The 18,573-nt window shown below is 43.6% G+C and carries 15 protein-coding genes and 2 tRNA genes; 6 read left to right on the top strand and 11 right to left on the bottom strand.

Annotated elements, in window-relative coordinates; genetic code table 11:
- Nucleotides 1-50: 50 nt before the first annotated feature.
- Nucleotides 51-1,283 (top strand): multifunctional CCA addition/repair protein, encoded by a 1,233-nt coding sequence (locus tag FTV13_RS00585; protein WP_180010628.1) that lies wholly within the window; start codon nt 51-53, stop codon nt 1,281-1,283.
- Between the two features lie 164 nt (nt 1,284-1,447).
- Entirely contained in the window at nt 1,448-1,888 is a 441-nt protein-coding gene (locus FTV13_RS00580) for a GNAT family N-acetyltransferase (RefSeq protein WP_180010626.1), read from the top strand.
- Between the two features lie 39 nt (nt 1,889-1,927).
- Here the strand turns inward: FTV13_RS00580 and epmA are convergent, their stop codons facing one another.
- From epmA to FTV13_RS00565, 3 genes are all read right to left on the bottom strand, one after another.
- Nucleotides 1,928-2,908 carry an EF-P lysine aminoacylase EpmA gene (gene epmA, locus FTV13_RS00575; protein ID WP_180010624.1) on the bottom strand — a complete coding sequence of 327 codons (981 nt, stop codon included), beginning with the start codon at nt 2,906-2,908 and terminating at the stop codon, nt 1,928-1,930.
- Complete coding sequence (locus tag FTV13_RS00570) at nt 2,905-3,972, bottom strand: 4-phosphoerythronate dehydrogenase (RefSeq protein ID WP_180010622.1); 1,068 nt, start codon at nt 3,970-3,972, stop codon at nt 2,905-2,907. The genes epmA and FTV13_RS00570 overlap by 4 nt, the downstream gene beginning before the upstream one ends.
- Nucleotides 3,973-4,183: 211 nt before the next feature.
- A complete protein-coding gene (locus FTV13_RS00565; RefSeq protein WP_180010620.1) occupies nt 4,184-5,407 on the bottom strand; it encodes an acyl-CoA dehydrogenase in 1,224 nt (407 codons plus the stop codon).
- Between the two features lie 257 nt (nt 5,408-5,664).
- Here FTV13_RS00565 and FTV13_RS00560 point away from each other — a divergent pair, with 257 nt between their 5' ends.
- Nucleotides 5,665-6,630: a LysR substrate-binding domain-containing protein gene (locus tag FTV13_RS00560; protein ID WP_180010618.1), complete on the top strand. Its 966-nt coding sequence runs from the start codon at nt 5,665-5,667 to the stop codon at nt 6,628-6,630.
- Nucleotides 6,631-6,675: 45 nt separating this feature from the next.
- On the opposite strand, the gene FTV13_RS00555 is transcribed toward FTV13_RS00560, so the two are convergent.
- From FTV13_RS00555 to greB, 3 genes are all read right to left on the bottom strand, one after another.
- A tRNA-Ser gene (locus tag FTV13_RS00555) sits at nt 6,676-6,766 on the bottom strand.
- 261 nt (nt 6,767-7,027) lie between these two features.
- Nucleotides 7,028-7,118 (bottom strand) — tRNA-Ser (locus FTV13_RS00550).
- A gap of 88 nt (nt 7,119-7,206) precedes the next feature.
- Entirely contained in the window at nt 7,207-7,701 is a 495-nt protein-coding gene (greB, locus tag FTV13_RS00545) for a transcription elongation factor GreB (protein WP_159123487.1), read from the bottom strand.
- Between the two features lie 364 nt (nt 7,702-8,065).
- Between greB and FTV13_RS00540 the strand changes: the two genes are divergently transcribed.
- A complete protein-coding gene (locus FTV13_RS00540) occupies nt 8,066-9,181 on the top strand; it encodes a transglycosylase SLT domain-containing protein (RefSeq protein ID WP_180010616.1) in 1,116 nt (371 codons plus the stop codon).
- A 93-nt stretch (nt 9,182-9,274) separates the two neighbouring features.
- Here FTV13_RS00540 and FTV13_RS00535 read toward each other — a convergent pair whose 3' ends face one another.
- Entirely contained in the window at nt 9,275-9,661 is a 387-nt protein-coding gene (locus tag FTV13_RS00535) for an SCP2 sterol-binding domain-containing protein (protein ID WP_004784757.1), read from the bottom strand.
- Nucleotides 9,662-9,879: 218 nt separating this feature from the next.
- On the bottom strand, nt 9,880-10,806 hold the full coding sequence (gene ttcA / locus FTV13_RS00530; protein WP_005236792.1) for a tRNA 2-thiocytidine(32) synthetase TtcA: 927 nt from the start codon (nt 10,804-10,806) through the stop codon (nt 9,880-9,882).
- 501 nt (nt 10,807-11,307) lie between these two features.
- Between ttcA and FTV13_RS00525 the strand changes: the two genes are divergently transcribed.
- Together FTV13_RS00525 and htpX are read left to right on the top strand one after the other, a co-directional pair.
- Nucleotides 11,308-12,180, top strand: a complete 873-nt coding sequence (locus FTV13_RS00525) for a lytic transglycosylase domain-containing protein (RefSeq protein ID WP_200228892.1) — start codon at nt 11,308-11,310, stop codon at nt 12,178-12,180.
- 178 nt (nt 12,181-12,358) lie between these two features.
- A complete protein-coding gene (gene htpX / locus FTV13_RS00520) occupies nt 12,359-13,264 on the top strand; it encodes a protease HtpX (protein WP_166137792.1) in 906 nt (301 codons plus the stop codon).
- A 74-nt stretch (nt 13,265-13,338) separates the two neighbouring features.
- Here the strand turns inward: htpX and FTV13_RS00515 are convergent, their stop codons facing one another.
- The 3 genes from FTV13_RS00515 to FTV13_RS00505 all read right to left on the bottom strand — a co-directional run bounded on the left by FTV13_RS00515 (nt 13,339) and on the right by FTV13_RS00505 (nt 18,497).
- The gene (locus FTV13_RS00515; RefSeq protein ID WP_005236796.1) at nt 13,339-13,920 is read right to left on the bottom strand and encodes a DUF4112 domain-containing protein; all 582 of its coding nucleotides are present in this window, start codon (nt 13,918-13,920) and stop codon (nt 13,339-13,341) included.
- A gap of 75 nt (nt 13,921-13,995) precedes the next feature.
- A complete protein-coding gene (gene mgtE / locus FTV13_RS00510; protein ID WP_159123485.1) occupies nt 13,996-15,330 on the bottom strand; it encodes a magnesium transporter in 1,335 nt (444 codons plus the stop codon).
- Nucleotides 15,331-15,371: 41 nt separating this feature from the next.
- Entirely contained in the window at nt 15,372-18,497 is a 3,126-nt protein-coding gene (locus FTV13_RS00505; RefSeq protein WP_180010614.1) for an efflux RND transporter permease subunit, read from the bottom strand.
- Nucleotides 18,498-18,573 lie beyond the last annotated feature (76 nt).

Raw genomic sequence — 18,573 nt, 5'->3', positions numbered from 1 at the left:
AGAAAACCTCTATTCTGTAGCATGATGCTTGTAAGAATAGAGGTTTTTTCATGCAAGTTTATTTAGTAGGCGGTGCAGTTCGGGATCATTTACTTGGACACCCCTATCACGAAAAAGATTATGTGGTTGTCGGCGCGACGCCGGAACAATTGCTTGCTAAAGGTTTTCAACCTGTTGGCAAGGACTTCCCTGTTTTTCTTCATCCTGAAACCAAAGACGAATATGCTCTGGCACGTACCGAACGCAAGTCTGGCTATGGTTATCATGGTTTCGAATTTTATACCGATATCAATGTCACCTTGGAAGAGGATCTGATCCGCCGTGACCTGACCATCAACGCCATGGCCATGGATGATTCAGGTAAGATTTATGATCCTTATGGCGGTCAAAAAGATCTGGCTGATCGTGTACTGCGTCATGTATCAGAAGCTTTTGTCGAAGATCCTTTACGTGTTTTAAGGATTGCCCGCTTTGCTGCGCGTTATCAACATCAGGGTTTTAGCATTGCAGAAGAAACGTTGGTGCTGATGAAGCAGCTGGCGGAATCGGGCGAGCTTAATGCATTGACACCTGAGCGGGTCTGGAAAGAAACCACACGCGCACTGATGGAACAGGATGCAGATGTGTATTTTGAAGTATTACGTAGTTGTGGTGCTTTAAAAGTACTGTTCCCGGAACTGGATGCCTTATATGGCATTCCGCAACGTCCTGAATATCATCCGGAAATTGACTGTGGTATTCATACCATGATGTCTTTACAGCAAGCCTGCCGCCAAAATTATACTCTGGATGTTCGTTTTGCAGTTCTGGTTCATGACCTAGGTAAGGCATTAACCCCTGTTGAAGAATTGCCACGCCATATCATGCATGAAGAACGTGGGATCAAACCGGTAAATGAGCTATGTGAACGTTTAAGAGTTCCAACTCATACCAAACAGCTGGCATTGGCAGTTTGTAAAGAACACTTAAAATGTCACCAGGCTTTTAACTTAAAACCTGGCACTTTATGGCGTTTATTACAGCGTCTAGATGTTTTACGTCGTCCTGAACGTGTTGAAGCGTTTGTACAGGCTTGTGAATGTGACTCCCGTGGACGTTTGGGTCTAGAAAATCGTGCTTATCCTCAGGCTCAATATGTGCTGGATGCCATGCAGGTCGTACGTAGCATTAAAGCACAAGACTTGCCTCCAGAGATTCAAGGTCCAGATATTGGTGAAATGCTAATTGAACGACGGATTGCGGCTTTAGCAGAACTGAAAGAACAGCATAGTGCCATACTTTAAACATCAGGCTCCTTCAAGGGGCCTTTTTTAATATCTGAAATCTCATTCATCTCGATTTTCTATATAGATAGCAATAATTCTTTGAAGCTACTGTGCACTTGCAACACTTCAGCAAAGTAAATATTGATTATGATTGATATTATTTTTAGCTAAGAATATGTCTAATGACTTATCTCATCCGTCAACTGGATCTTGAAAAAGACCTGTATGACGTTCATCAACTCACGATTCAGCTTGGCTATCCCTCTACGCTGAAAAATATCAAACAGCGTTGGGAGCATCTCCATCAAGACAGTCATTATCAGACACTAATTATTGAACAGGATTCACATGTGATCGGCTATGCCGGTTTTATTCAGGAATACACCTGGGAATTTGACGGTGGATATTTAAGGATTCAGGCTTTTATAATTGATCAGGCCTATCGTGGAAAAGGTATAGGCAAGCAATTAATGGCTGCTATTGAACAGATTGCAAAAGAGCAAGGCTTCAAGATGATTCAGCTCAACAGCGGAAATCGCGAAGAACGCTATCCTGCGCATGCCTTTTATCAAGGACTGGGATTTGACAGTTACAGTATTGGATTTCGCAAGCATCTGGAATGATCAGCCAGTCATAACCAGCTGATCAATCGTGGATTTAATTTATGAAATTTCAGCAGGGAAAGTAATCACTTTTTCCAATTTCATCTGATTGGTTGCAATCATCAACAAGCGATCAAGACCTAAGGCAATACCCGAACATTCCGGCATTTGTGGCAATGCCGCCAGCAAATACTCATCAATCGGCATGACATGCAAGCCAAGCGCTGCCCGTTCTGCATTATCTGCTTCAAAGCGGGAACGCAAAACTTCAGCATCAATCAGCTCATCATAAGCATTGGCCAGTTCCAGCCCTTCTATATACAGCTCGAAACGGGCAGCAACCAGCTCCCCATCTTCATCGATTCTGGTTTTAGCCAATGATGCCAGTTCCGGTGGGAAATCTGTCAGAAATACAGCCGCATCGAAACCCAGGCTTGGCTCGACCATATGCGAGAATAAAAGGTCGATATACCCTAAACGGTCATCCCCCAAGTCCAGATTGAGACCTACCCTGCGACAGCAATCTTTGAGTTGCTGCAAAGTGGCCTGTAAAGGATTGAGATCCAGGCGATCCATAAAGGCATGTTTATAGCTGAGCACAGTGGGGCGGATTTCTCCAAAACGTGCCTTAAGCGTCACATTTAACAGATCTGTCACTTCAAACATCAGATCTTTCAGACTAAAGGCCGGACGATACCATTCCAGCATGCTGAATTCACTATTGTGCTTGCGGCCGTGTTCATCATCCCGAAACACCTTACAGATCTGGTAAATCGGTCCACTACCACTCGCCAATAAACGTTTCATGGCAAATTCAGGTGAGGTCTGTAGATAATGTGTGCCGAGCTTACCCATGACATGACGCTGGGCCTGAATCGAAGCCAGGTGCACATCGGTCACACCAGCCTGAGATAAAATCGGTGTTTCTACTTCCAGCACGTCACGTTCAGCAAAAAACTGACGGAGCTGGGCATACATGTTGGCACGTGCTTTAATGGCTTTTAAGTCGCAGGTCGGTTGATAAGATACAATCTGACTCATGCCTTTGGCCCTCCATGAGCGGCCCATTCACGGCGTAAAGGATAAGTCTTGCGTAAATGATCAAATGCTTTCTGATCGACTTTGCCATCTTTTAAACAGGCACGCAGATTGGTATCATCACGGGCAATATCATAGATCTGGGTTAAATGCTGTTGTAGCGCCAGTTTTAAATCCTGGTTCTGGAAAAACTGTACACAGACAGGCAACTGGCTTTCAAACTGCTTATTAATCTCAAAGCCAAAAGTCTGGCAAAATGCCTCGTAAATCATTTGAGTACCGCGTGCCTTACCTTCCAGACTATAACCTGCAATATGCGGCGTCACCAAAGTAATCAGATTCAGCAGCTGTTCAGAAATTTCCGGTTCATGCTCAAAGACATCCAGTACCACCTGACGTTGAGTTGCCTGAATATCAGCAATTAGCGCCGCTTCTTCAATGACTGGCCCACGCGCTGAATTAATTAAAATGGCTTCAGGTTTCATTTGTCCAAGAGCATTAGCATTAATTAAATGATAAGTTGGATGCTGACCTGTTTTGGTTAAAGGTACATGAATGGAAATGGCATCTGCAGTTTTTAGCAGTTGTTCAAATTCAACCTGATGAACCTGATCGCGCTGCACAAAGGGATCGTAGGCAATCACATTCCAGTCCAGCAATTTGGCCATTGTTGCCAAACGCGAACCGACATTTCCTAGACCAATAATGCCCAAGGTGAATTCTTTATTTGCATTGATCAATTGGGGTTGTAAATATAATAAAGCCGTAATCACATATTCAGCCACTGCCTGTGCATTACAGCCGGGCGCATTGCTCCAGCGGATGTTCTGTTGTTCTAGTGCAGCAATGTCCAGATGATCTGTACCAATGGTGGCACTGCCGACGAATTTAATCTGACTGTCCTGTACGAATGCTGCATTGACTTTGGTCACGGAACGGACCAATAAAGCCTCGGCATCTTTTACATCTTCCGAAGTGAGAGTTCTTCCTGCACGATGCTGAATATCGCCAAATTCTGCAAAGAAATAATCGGTAAATGCCAGATTTTCATCTGCGACAATTTTCATAATCTGTTCCAACGCCTGAATCTGTCTATCATACCGCGTCAACCGGGATGTGACTATTTTCACTCAAGCTTTAGATGAATTCTTATAAACATAGAGATATAAAAAATGCCGAAGTCAAACATCACTTCGGCAAAGGAGTGTAATTGGAGTAAGAAAATGACGCAAGGTTAGGCGATTGAAAACCATACCCTGCACAAAAATGTTTCCTTTTTTAATTGGAGAATGCAGCAATACCTGTTTGCGCACGTCCTAGAATTAAGGCATGTACATCGTGTGTACCTTCATAAGTGTTCACCACTTCAAGATTAACCAAATGACGTGCCACACCGAATTCATCAGAAATGCCGTTACCGCCCATCATGTCACGCGCTAAGCGGGCAATATCCAGTGCTTTACCACAGTTATTACGCTTGATCAGTGAAGTACCTTCAACTGATGCAATGCCTTCATCTTTCATGCGGCCAAAACGTAAAGCCACTTGTAGACCTAATGCAATTTCAGTTTGCATGTCTGCCAGTTTTTTCTGGATCAGCTGATTCGCAGCCAATGGACGACCGAACTGTTTACGGTCCATGGTGTATTGATGTGCTGTATGCCAACAGAATTCAGCTGCACCCATCGCCCCCCAAGCAATACCATAACGGGCACTATTCAGGCAGGTAAATGGACCTTTTAGACTACGAATTTCCGGAAATGCATTTTCTTCTGGAACAAAAACGTTGTCCATCACGATTTCACCGGTGATCGATGCACGCAGACCTACTTTGCCATGAATCGCTGGTGCAGAAAGCCCTTCCCAGCCTTTTTCTAGAATAAAGCCACGAATATCACCGACATTGCCTTCAGGAGACACTTCTTTTGCCCAAACCACAAAGACATCAGCAATCGGACTGTTGGTAATCCACATTTTCGCGCCCGTCAGACGGTAACCACCATCGACTTTTTTGGCACGGGTAATCATGCTGCCCGGATCTGAACCATGATCTGGTTCAGTCAGACCGAAACAACCGATGTATTCACCGGTCGCCAGTTTTGGCAAATATTTCTGTTTCTGTTCTTCAGAACCAAATTCATTGATTGGCACCATCACAAGAGAACTTTGCACACTGGCCATTGAACGGTAACCCGAATCTACACGTTCTACTTCACGAGCAATCAGACCATAGCTGACATAGTTTAAACCTGCACCGCCGTATTGTTCTGGAATGGTTGGACCCAGCAGACCCAGTTCACCCATTTCACGGAAAATAGTGGGATCGGTTTTTTCATGACGGAACTGCTCTAATGCACGCGGCTGTAACTGCCCCTGACAATATGCACGCGCAGATTCCATGATCATGCGTTCTTCTTCAGTCAGCTGCTGCTCCAGTAAGAACGGATCTTGCCAATTAAAATAGACTTTGCTGGTTTTTTTCGTATCGACCATTTGATTCATAATATTCCCTGCCAATCCTTCATCTATTAGATGATGTTGTTTTATCCTTCAGATTGACTCTAGGCATGAATCATGACTTGTTCAAACGATAAATTAGCATGTAGCTATGCACTTTATGCATACCTTATATAAGTCGCTATTTCTAGAAATTATTTTCATAGCTAATTTGCCTATTTTTTATACCAAAGTCGTATAGTAGTATTAGATTGATATACCATTTATTGATATCTGACCATTTTAAGTTCAAGGAGGAACAGGTGCGTAGAAAAATACCTTCCCTGCAAGCGCTGATCTGTTTCGAAACTGCTGCACGTCATGCCAGTTATACCTATGCTGCACAGGAACTGTTTTTAACCCAAAGTGCAGTTTCACGCCAGATCCAGCAACTGGAGGAGTATTTAGGCACGGCTTTATTTACCCGTACGCGGCATGGTGTAGAACTCAATCATGCTGGACAGCAATATTTAAAAAGTATCACTCCGCATCTCAAAGGACTGGAACAGTCAACCCTAGACGTCATTACGCATCAAGGGCGCGGCGGTACTTTAAAACTGGGCGTAGTGCCTACGTTTGCGACTCGCTGGCTATTACCTAAACTCCAGAGCTTTAATCGGCTGTATCCTGAAATTACGATACATCTGGAAACCAGCACCCGCCCTTTTCTGTTTCAGGAACAGATTTTCGATGCTGCTATTTATGCAGGAACACCTCAACAGGTCGAACAATGGCCTGGTACGCATAGCCATTTTCTAATGCATGAAGATGTAGTTGCTGTCTGTGCACCTGACCTGATTCAACAGTATTTTCCTGATGCACAGAAGATTAATGACTACAGCTATGACTTAAGTGCTGAACAACTGGTTCAACTCCCTTTATTACAGCAAACCACCCGGCCGAATATCTGGGAAGACTGGTTCAAGCTACATCAGATCCAACATCCAAATCCTTTGCAGGGGCAACGACATGAACTGTTTTCTATGCTCGCTGTAGTGGCTAGCCATGGCATGGGAATGGCCTTGATCCCGCAAATGCTAATTGAAAAAGAATTAAAGCGACAGGAATTGGTGCTGGTATCCAGTAAGACCTTAGAAAAGAAACGAGGCTATTATCTGGTTCATTCCAGTCAGGAAAGCTCACCGCTGATTGAAAAATTTGTTGCATGGATACAACAGGAAATTCAAGGCAGCCTTCCATCTGAGTCTGAGCGCTATAAACCCCAATGAATAGGCAATAAAAAACCCCGATCAATGATCGGGGTTTTTCGTATCTGGCGGAAGCGGTGAGATTCGAACTCACGGAGGGGTATAAGCCCTCGTCGGTTTTCAAGACCGGTGCATTAAACCGCTCTGCCACGCTTCCATGGCCGCCATCATATAAATATTTCTGTTTCTTGGCAATAAATTTTCGCAAAACTTCTGTAAAAATCAGTTCATTCAGTTAAAAATCAGACGAAAATTTTAGAGTAGATAAAATTTTATACATAAGATTTAGGGGCTGATATTTTTATTTTCAGAATGAATTTAGCCTTAATGTTCACATCATTTTGAACAATGAAAATTTAAAATCATTTTAATGAGTTAAAAATAAAAACCCCGATCAATGATCGGGGTTTTTTATATCTGGCGGAAGCGGTGAGATTCGAACTCACGGAGGGGTATAAGCCCTCGTCGGTTTTCAAGACCGGTGCATTAAACCGCTCTGCCACGCTTCCATGGCCGCCATCATATAAATAAAAATTGCGCTTGGCAAATATTTTTCCAATTTCTCTGCATCAACTGCGCAAAATAAAATCAATTTCATTAATCTTCTGAATTTTCTGGCTTTTCATAGCGAATTGAATTGATAAACCAGAGTTTCTTGCCGGATGGTGTCATCACCTCAGCTTCATCATCTACTGACTTGCCTAACAGGGCACGTGCCATGGGTGAATCAATCGAAATATGCTGCGGATGATGATCATAAATTTCATCGACACCCACAATCCGAAGACTCTTCTGCTCACCCTGTTCATTTTCAATTTCGACCCAGGCACCAAAATAAACTTTGCCTTCCTGTTCAGGAGAAAAATCAACAATTCGCAGCTCTTCCAGACGCTTGCCCAGATAACGAACCCGACGATCAATTTTACGTAAAAGCTGTTTGTTATACTGGTAATCTGCGTTTTCCGAACGGTCGCCGAGACTGGCTGCCCAGTTCACTTTTTTGGTAATTTCAGGACGTTCCTCATGCCAGAGATTTTTAAGTTCTGCCACCAATTTGTCGTGTCCACCACGGGTAATCAGGTTAGATTTCATGTGTTTTAATTGCCAATTTTGAACCAGTTTTTAGACATTAAGAGCTTATTTTATTTGGAGTTTTAGGACAAGCCAGAATATGCAATTTTTTTCTTCAATAAATTTAATAACTTAAATTACATTTAAAAAATAAATTATGTACAAAATTTGACAATTCATTTTTTGATCTTTAATATGCACCCTACTTTTGGAATCGCTTATTTTTTAATCTATGTAGTTTTTCTACATATTTCCCGATCAATTTAGTCATTTTTGAATGACGTCATGACTGCCCAACCCTTATTGAATTTATCAAACTTTTAAAAGTTTCTGGCTAGTATTGGCTGTGATTTTTAGGGCATAAATTACTTGTAGCGGAGACAACATGCACAGTAGTTCAACCACTGGGTCGAGGCTTTGCCTTAGCTCTTTTATCTCTTCTCTCCCTGTAAAAGCACTGGTACTGAGTACGGCACTTATCCCCTTTCATAGTATCAATGCCACTAAAACCACATTTCAATATGATCATGTGGTCAATAGCAACAAACTCACCGTCGTCGCAGTTCAAAGTCCAACGACTGTGTTTCAGGATGGACAACATCAGCATGGTTTTGGTTATGACCTGGTTCGCAACTATGCCAACAGCCTGAATGTTAAGCTGGATTTTAAAACTGTTCCGGATAATGCCACGGCCCTGAAATGGGTAGCGCAGGGCAAAGCCAATCTGGCCATGACCACGACTGATCTGGGTACGATTGAACAACAGCGTTTAACGGCTTTTTCTGCCACTTGTGGTGATGAGTCTTCACTGGCCAGTAATGGACTGAATGCCAATCTGAATCTGGTATTTAAATCAGCCAGTGATCCCTTGAGTCAAACCGCCAGTGCTTTTGTATGTCAAGGCAAACAAAGCGGTGCGATCAAGCAGCTTGCATCCTTCTACAATCAGAATGTGGTAGAAGAACATTCTTGGGATGAAATTCAACAGGACCTGAACCAGCGACTCCCCACATACAAGGCGAGCTTCCAGAAATCTGCTCAGCAGTACGATCTGGACTGGCACCTGCTCGCCGCGATCGGTTACCAGGAATCCTATCTAAAGCCAAACTCCGTATCTCCCACCGGTGTCCGCGGTCTGATGATGCTCACAAGCTCTACCGCAAAAGCGATGGGGGTTAGTAACCGGACAGACCCAGGCGAAAGTATTGATGGGGGTGCCAAATACTATGACCAGATGCTGAGCCGTTATGAACATATCCCTTATCCGGATCGTAACTGGTTTGCTTTAGTTGCCTATAACATGGGCCCAGGTGCTGTGAATCAGCTGCAAAAACGTATTCAGGCCCAAGGCAAGAATCCGAATAACTGGGTAAACCTGTATGCTTATCTGGAACAGAATAAAGCCAGTAATGGTCGTTACCGTCAGGCCCTGCAATACGTGACCCGTATCCGTGCCTATCTGGAACACATCAAGACTACTCCACAGCTGGTGAATATTTAAGCCTGATCAATTTAAATCTAGTTATTCAGCCATAAAAAAAGCTTACCTCAGGGTAAGCTTTTTTTGTTACTACAGCTTTTTAGATCAAGACTATTAAGCTGTGGTATTTTCAAGTACTTTCTTGAACAGGTCTTTTTGTGCTTGGCTTGGCTTCGCTGTTTGCAATGCCATCAATTGAGACATATCGCCTTGCACCTTGATTTTACCTGTCATGAAGGCTTGCATTGCAGCCGCCATATCAAACTCAAGGAAAACTTTACGTAAGGTTTCACCATCCATGTTCAATGTTGTTTTCGCATTTGGAGATAAACCTTTTTTAATCGCGCCACCTTCCAAAGATAATTCTGTATTACCTGTAGTGTCTGCAACGACCAAATTAATTGCCAGATTCGCCAAAGCAGGTGGCAAATCCAAATCACCAGCTTGTGCAGTGAGCGTGTCTACAGTCGAAAACCAATCATCAGTTAAAAAAGCAGGCATGATCTTTCCTCAATTTATTTATTCATTTGTGTCGACTATCCAGACGACATCAGGTTGAAGCTATTATGCTTGTGACTTGTTATAACATGATCATTATGGCAAAGGCTAACGAATTTTGTACGCACCGTTCAATTTTTATAGTTCTTATCTTGTGTTATTTTTGATTCAGGCATCGGCCGTAGCCCATGCCTGTATCGGCTTAACTTTATATAGGTCGATTAGTCCGCTGCAAAGCCCAAATTGACCATATTGATGCGGCGGTTCTCACCTTCTACCGCCTCTTCAGTTGAACAGCTGCCTTTGAAATCGAATTCGCGCTGGCTATCCAGAATTTCAAAATCAAATAATTCGCGGTCAACTAACTGAGATGGTGAAACATTTTGCAAGGCACCAAAGATGCTGTGCAGACGTTTTGGATGTGCATTATCCCATTCACGTAACATGTCATTGATAATGGCACGTTGAAGATTTTCCTGAGAGCCACATAAATTACATGGAATAATTGGAAATTGACGCATCTGTGCATATTTGATGATGTCTTTTTCTTCCACATAGGCCAATGGACGAATCAGGATATTCTTTTTGTCAGAAGACAGCAGTTTTGGCGGCATGGCTTTCAGGCTGCCCCCATGGAACAGGTTCAGGAAGAATGTTGCCAAAATATCATCACGGTGATGACCCAGCGCCACTTTAGTCGCCCCAATTTCCTGAGCAAAACCGTACAAAGAACCACGGCGCAGACGTGAACATACTGCACAGTAAGTCTTACCTTCCGGTGTCAGTTTTTTGGTAATGCTGTAGGTATCTTTTTCCAAGATGTAATACGGAATGTTATTTTCTTCTAAATAACGCGGTAATACATCTTCCGGGAAACCGGGCTGTTTCTGGTCCAGGTTAACCGCCACCACATCAAAGTTGATTGGTGCAATGCGTTTAAACTGAAGGAGGATATCAAGCAAGGTATAACTGTCTTTACCACCAGAAATACACACCATGACCTTGTCGCCGTCTTCAATCATCTTGAAGTCGCGAATGGCATGTCCGACCTGGCGGCGAAGCTTCTTCAACAAACGGTAGTAGGCAGAGCTTGTTGGCAGTTCAGGTTTGAAATTAAATCCTTGCTCGGATTCAACTGGCGAGTACATAGACGAGAATAACCCATAAATAGAAATACCGCGCAATTTTAGCTGATTCGGTTCCGTATCGCATCAAAAGAATTTATTTTCATACAAATGCCATATTAGTTTCATTTTCATGTTTTATTTAGATTGATATATTGAACGATTTAGTTCAATTTTTAAGCGAGATGCTTATCTTTTGGACTTTTCCACAGTTGTCCACAAAAGCTGTGGATAACTTTGTGGATTGAAATGGACTTGACAACTTGTTCACCTCAAAATTTAAGGCTTTTCTTTAAATTGATCATTTTTTAATCAATTTATTTTATAATTAAAATCAATAACTTAAAGCTGTCAACCCTAAGGTTTTAAATTAAATAAAAAAAATATTTTAATGTTCAAAATATTGACAGCTGTTCCCGTTTACATACTCGTTTATAAATGCAGCGTATAAGGCTGTGCATTACGTAATTTTTTGTTAAACTCATCCATGAATTTTTCTAGCTTATTATTTATCAAATATAAACAATGAAAATAAAGACGTATTTCTTGGGGTGTCAACTGATCGGTAGCTTGCTTATGCTGGGCTGCAGTCATTTGGTGTATGCCGGCGAAACCATCTATCAGTTGCGTGATAAAAACGGCAGTACCTTATTGACCAATAAGAAGAGCCGTTATAATCATCTTCAGGTCGAAAAGAAGACTTATTATCCGGATAGCAATATTCATAGCTATAGTAACTGGGGCAGCAGCGAGTCGTCAGTTTTGCCTAGCTATAGCAAGAATAAGAACGCTTTTGATTCGATCATTCGTCAGGCCGCCCAGACTTATGGTGTGTCTGAAGGTTTAATTAAAGCAGTCATGCATACTGAATCCGGCTTTAATACCCATGCCCGCTCCCCTGTGGGTGCACAAGGTTTGATGCAGCTGATGCCGGCCACAGCACGTCGCTTTAATGTCAGCAATGCCTATGATCCTCATCAGAATATTATGGCGGGTGCTAAATATCTGGCTTGGTTATTAAAGCGTTTTAATGGCAATACCAGCCTGGCACTGGCGGGCTACAATGCCGGTGAAGGCAATGTCAGCAAATATGGTGGAATCCCGCCTTTCCGGGAGACTCAGGATTATGTACGCCGTGTGACCAGCCGTTATCAAAATCTGTATACTCATGGCCTGAGTGCAAGTACAACCACGTCTAGCACATCATCCAGTGAAGGTCGCATCATTGCCAGTTCAGCGAACTACTCCAATGATAGCAGCAGTACTTCACACATTCAGGCAGCCAAGTATCAGCGTCAGATTATTATGAATTCTGATGGCAGTTATACCGATGCACCGATGGGTTCTTATGCAACGGCGAATGCAACAGCAGCAGCTAAAATTTATTTAAGTGAATAAATAAATCAAAATCATTTGATTCTAAATAGCCTTAGCGAAAATGCAGCAAAAAATAAAGCTGTGTTTTGTGATCTAGGGCCATTTTTTTTCTTGAATTTTTAGTCATTTCACCCCATATTGATTTCAATGATTTTCATTTGCTAATCAGATTATTTTTTTATAATAAGAGGATTTCTCAATGATGCGGATTGGTTTGTTCTTGCTAACCAACCTCGCGGTACTGGTTGTAGCTGGCATTATCCTGTCACTCTTCGGTGTCGGTAGTTACCATGGCGCGGGTGGCTTGAATCTAGGCAACCTGTTGGTGATCTGTTTTGTGTTCGGTATGGTGGGATCACTGATTTCCCTGTTCATGTCTAAATGGATGGCGAAAAAAACAACCGGTACTGAACTGATTGACCCAAATGCCCCTCGTAACCAGGCAGAAGCATGGTTATTACAAGAAGTTGCGCAACTTTCTCAGCGCGCTGGCATTAAAATGCCGGAAGTGGGTATTTTCCCATCTTATCAGTCAAATGCCTTTGCAACAGGCTGGAACAAGAACGATGCGCTCGTGTCTGTGTCCACGGGTCTGCTTGAACGCATGAATAAAGACGAACTTCGTGCAGTACTGGCACACGAGATTGGTCACGTTGCCAATGGCGATATGGTGACACTGGCCTTGATCCAAGGTGTAGTCAACGCATTTGTCATGTTCTTTGCCCGTGTAGTTGGCGACTTTGTAGACCGTACGATCTTCGGTCGTGAAGAAGGTGAGGCACCGGGTATTGGCTATTTTGTGATTACCATTGTGCTGGATATCGTATTTGGTATTATGGCTTCAGCGATCGTGCTGTGGTTCTCACGCTACCGTGAGTATCGTGCTGATGAAGCAGGTGCACGTTTGGCAGGCAAACAGGCGATGATTTCAGCGTTATTACGTTTACAGGCGGAATCAGAAATGCCGGATACTATGCCGAAAGAAATGAAAGCCTTTGCAATTTCTGCTGGTCAGGAACAAGGTTTTAGTCTGGCGGCACTGTTCCAGACTCACCCAACGATTGAACAACGTGTTGCTGCTTTGCAACAACTCGATTGCCCTTAAGCAACGCATTGATTGCTTGATAGAAAAAAGCCTGCATTTGCAGGCTTTTTTATTAAGTTTAGGTTTATAAACCTTCAGGCTTTAAACCATTGAAAGAGCTGCATTGTGCCCCAGCCAATGGCCATAATTAACAGAATCAAAAAGAAAGTTCCTAAGATATCTGGTAGATGAATCCAGATCCAGGCCACCACAGGATTACGCCAGAAAGCAGATTGCTGTTGTCTGCGTTCCAAACTTTCATGCAGAAATGGATGTACCACATGATGATCGGTACGGATCTGGTATTCGTCCCGGATATGCTGATGCACAATATCCAGTGCCTTACGGCTAGGACGAATAAAAATATCAAATATTGTTCCTGCTACAGGAATAAAGCCGACCACAGCATCCATGACGGCCATTTTCAGGACTGGCTTTAATTTTTCACTTGGCACCCCGATCTGACGGGCTTTATAAATCGCATAACTGGTCAATACAAAACCTGCGATATCTCCAGCTACCGGAATGGTACTCAAAGCAGCATCTGCCCCGACGCCCTGCTTGGTAAATGGAATCCGTACCACCGAATCCATCATATTGGCAAACTTGGCCAGATCCCGCTCCAGACGAATGACATCCTGTTGGCTCAATTTATTTTTTTGTCCGGGATCAGGCATAGGTTCTTCCAGAAATGAAGCTGATGTAATTGAGCATAAAGTATTTTTTCTATTTAAGCTGTAATTGCTAGGTATTTAAAACAATAATTGAGAGGCAATAAACAAGTAAATAATCACCCCAGTGGCATCACAAATCGACGTTACCAGCGGTGCTGATGCACTGGCTGGGTCCATTTTCAGCTTGTTGAGAATAAAGGGTAAACTCATGCCAATCAGACAGCCCATCAGCACAATACCTAACATACTTAAAGCAAGTACGATGGCGACCATCCAGTCACCTCGAATATAACCCAAGATTGATACAGCAATGGCCATCGTTCCACCCAGACATAACGCAACCAAGGATTCACGACCCAGCAGGCTAAACCAGTCCTTAAACTGCACATTGCCTGTTGCCAAGGCACGCACCATCAAGGTGGCAGATTGCGAACCAGCATTCCCGCCGCTTCCCACCAACAATGGCAAGAAAAATACCAGCACAATATGGGTGGAAATAATATCTTCAAAATGGGCAATTCCGATTCCGGAGAGCAGACTGCCAAACACCAGAATGACCAGCCAGAATACCCGTTTTTGATACAATCTGAGAATCGGTGCGGTTTTCAGACTCAGTTCATTCAAAGGCGTCACTGCACCGGATTTTAAAATATCTTCAGTACTTTCTGCCTCTGCAATATCCATGGCATCATCATAGGTAATAATCCCGACCAGCTTCTGGGTCGCGTCGACCACTGGCAAGGCAATAAAATCATAATAGGCCAAGGTACGGGCGACCTGCTCCTGATCCTCATCCACCGTGGCATAGACTACATCTGTGGTCATGACCTCATTAATGGTAGCATCCGGCCGTGCCTGAATAATTTGCCTTAAGGAAATTACGCCGAGCAGATGCTGTTTCTCATCCACGATATAGATCAGATATAAAGTGTCATGATTCCCCGCAATATCACGTAGCGTTTCAATCGCCTCCGTCATGCTCAGTTCGGGAGCAAGCGTGACGAAGTCTGAACTCATTAATGCACCGGCTGTTTCTTCCGGATAAGCATGCAGCTCTCGCAGGGTTTGTAGCGACTGGGTAGATAATTTTCCAAGTAACTGCTGCTGCACTTCACAGGGCATCTGCTTGTATAAATCAATGAAGTCATCGGAATGCATGGCATCCATCAGACTGGCCAGTTGCTCCAGAGGAAATTGATAGGCCAGCTGGATTTGCATGGCCAGTGGTAAGTACTCCAGTACTTCTGCCTGACGTTCCAGCTGCTTGAAATGGTGACAGCGTTCTGCTGGTCCAAGCTCAGACAAAATTCTGGCCTGATCGGCAATATTTAGCTTTTGTAGAAGCTGATGAATATTATTTTCCCCTGTCAGCAGAGTCTCATGAAGTTGCTGTATTTTTTCTTGGTACTGCATTTCCCTACCATCATTCCATGCAGGTATGAAACATACCCGCCCTAGAGTGAGTATTCCTCATTTTCCTGATTGATTTGTATAACTTTATTTGTTGCTTTGACACGAAACAGGTTTCGGATTAACACATACATAAACGGGATAAAGAATAATACCAAAATAGTTGCAAAAATGACCCCGCCCAAAACGCTGGCACCAATTTCCTGACGGCTGATCGCACTGACCCCAGAAGCAAAAATCAAAGGAATCACTCCCGCAGCAAAAGCAATAGAAGTCATGAGAATAGGCCGTAAGCGCAAACTTGCTCCTTCTAAGGCTGCAGCTATAGCTGTTTTTCCTGCTTTCTCTGCCTGTGCAGCAAACTCCACAATCAGAATGGCATTTTTACAGGACAGACCAATCGTCGTCAGCAAGGCAATATGAAAAAAGATGTCATTGGCGAAACCAAAGACCCAGCAAAATAAGATACTGCCGCCTACGCCCAATGGAATGGCACTGATCACGGCCGCAGGAATGGTCCAACTTTCATATAAAGCGGTTAAACACAGGAAAATAAAGGCAATCGAAATCACATAAAGAAAAATCGCCTGACCGCTGCTACGCTTTTCTTCCAATGCGGCTCCGCTCCAGGCCAGATTCACGCCTTCCTGAGTATCTACCAATGTTTCAACATCCTGCATGGTCTGACTGGAAAACTTGTCCTTTGGAATCCCGGCATAGACTGGAACAGCGTTATAGCCCATATAGCGGTTAATACTGTTCGGCCCGCCCTGCCAATTCAGACTGCTAAACTGGTTAAATGACAGCATTTCACCTTTTTGATTGCGTACATGCCAGAAGGCCAGATCTTCAGGTTTGGAACGGTATTCTGCTTCACCCTGCATAATCACACGTTTAATCTGCCCGCGATCAATAAAGTCATTGATGTAAGTTCCACCCCACGCTGCGGCCAAAGTACTGTTTACATTTTGCTGAGGAATGGAATGCTTTAACACGCGTTCTGCATCAAGTTTGATATTCAGCTCAGCACTTTCTTTGGGTTGGTCCAGCTGTAAAAATTCAATCGATGATTTGCCTTGGGCACGCGCTTCAATCTGGCCAAATGCCTCCTGTAAAAATTCAGCTCCTTTATAATCCAGGTCTTGCAACCAGAAATCGACTACACGACCATTACTCGACATGGAAGGCGCCATAAAGAAAATTTGGGCATTGGCATGATTGGCAAAGTGTTTCTGTGCTCGATCGACAATGGCAAAGACCGAATCTTCAGGATTTTTACGTTCAGCCCAGTCTTTTAATACCACAAAGAGCTGCCCACGATACGGGCCTACACCAACGTTGTTGCCGCTATACCAGACGCCTACACTCTGAATGCGTTCTGATTCATGTTTCATTAAATAGTCTTGTACTTCACGCCCGACTTTTTCGACTTCTGAACGCGGTGCGTTGCCAGGCATGACGATCTGCCCCATGACAAAGCCCATGTCTTCGGTGGGCATCAAGCCTTCCGGCAAATGCTTATATACCCAGCCGCAGCCCATTATGCACACACCAAACAGTGCCAACATCGTGAATTTCAGACGCATGCTTTGAGCTGAAACTTTTTGGTAACCGGCATTGAGCTGATCCATGCCATGGTTAAAGCACTGCGCCCAGCGAGCCTGATGATGTTTGCGTTTGAGGAGTTGTGCCGCAAATGTTGGAGTAATGATTAAGGCCACGAATAAAGACAGCAACATCGCTACCACCAAAGTGATGGAAAATTGACGATAAATCACCCCAGTAATACTGCCAAAGAAAGCCATCGGGATAAATACTGCAGTAAGTACCAGCGTAATACTGACCAGTGCTCCACTCATTTCCTGCATGGATTTTAAGGCAGCCGCTTTGGCATCCAGATGTTCGTCCTGCATCAGGCGTTCAATATTTTCCACCACTACAATGGCATCATCGACTAGCAGACCAATGGCTAAAATCAGGGCAAATAAGGTAAAACTATTCAGAGTCATATCCAAGACATACAGCACTGCAAAGGTCGCCAAAACCACAATCGGAATCGTAACGGCCGGAATAATCGTGGCACGCCAGTTTTGCAGGAAGATAAACATCACCACAATGACCAGAATAATGGCTTCAACCAGAGTTTTAGCTACCTGTTCAATTGAGCTGGTAATAAATGGAGTTTTGTCCATGGTCATTTGCAACTGGTAGTGCGGTGGCAAATTGGCCTGAGCGTTTTTTAATACGTCTTGAATCTGTTTGGACACGGCAATAGCATTACTCCGCGGCGCCAAAGTAATCGATAAAGCTGAAGAGAGCTGTCCGTTAGTATAGTTAATGTGGTTATAACTTTCTGCACCTAGTTCTACCCGTGCCACATCTTTTAAATACAGCAATGAACCGGAATCTGTGGTTTTAACGATGATATTTTCAAATTCTTTCACACTGCTTAAATGTGAACCGGCACTGACCTTGGCATTGAGATATTGATCCTGCATCGTCGGCAAACCACCAATTGCGCCTGAAGCCAGTGGCGCGTTTTGAGTTTCAATGGCATTACGGATATCGCTTGGCATCAGGTTAAACTGGTGCAACTTATGCGGATTTAGCCAAATCCGCATGGCATAACCTGCACCGTACAGGTCAATTTCCCCTACACCTTCAATACGTGACAAACGCGGTTCGACGTGGACCATCAAATAATCTGAAAGTTCGGTAACACTACTCTGTCCACTCTCATCATATAAACTTAATAGTGCAAACTGGTCATACCCTGATTTATAAACATTGACTCCGCCCTGCTGCGTCTCTTCAGGTAAGCGGCTCAATACACCATTCACGGCGTTTTGAACCTGTAACTGGGCTTGATCAAGATCGACCCCTTGCTCAAATTGCAGCGTAAGTTGGGCCCGTCCCACCGAACTGCTGGAGTGAAAAGTTTCCAGACCTGCAATGCCTTTTACCGCCTGTTCCAGAATCTGGGTCACCGATTGCTCAACTGTTTCAGCCGACGCACCACGATAACCTGCGGAAACGCCTAAAGCTGGCGTATCCATATTTGGCATATGTTCAATGGGAATTTTTTGAAGTGCAAATACCCCAAGCGCCATCATTAAAATTGCAATGACCGCTGCAAACTTGGGACGATAAATAAAAAAGCGCGACAACATAAATTAGAAATCCCCATCAAATGCATCTTTAGAATGCACACGCCATGAATAGATGATTTCTATAGCAATTTTCACA

Origin of the sequence: Acinetobacter sp. YH12235, from assembly GCF_013417705.1 — a bacterium.
Taxonomy (GTDB): domain Bacteria; phylum Pseudomonadota; class Gammaproteobacteria; order Pseudomonadales; family Moraxellaceae; genus Acinetobacter.
The sequence above is the reverse complement of the archived record's forward strand: the minus strand, read 5'-3'. Positions and strand labels throughout refer to the sequence as shown.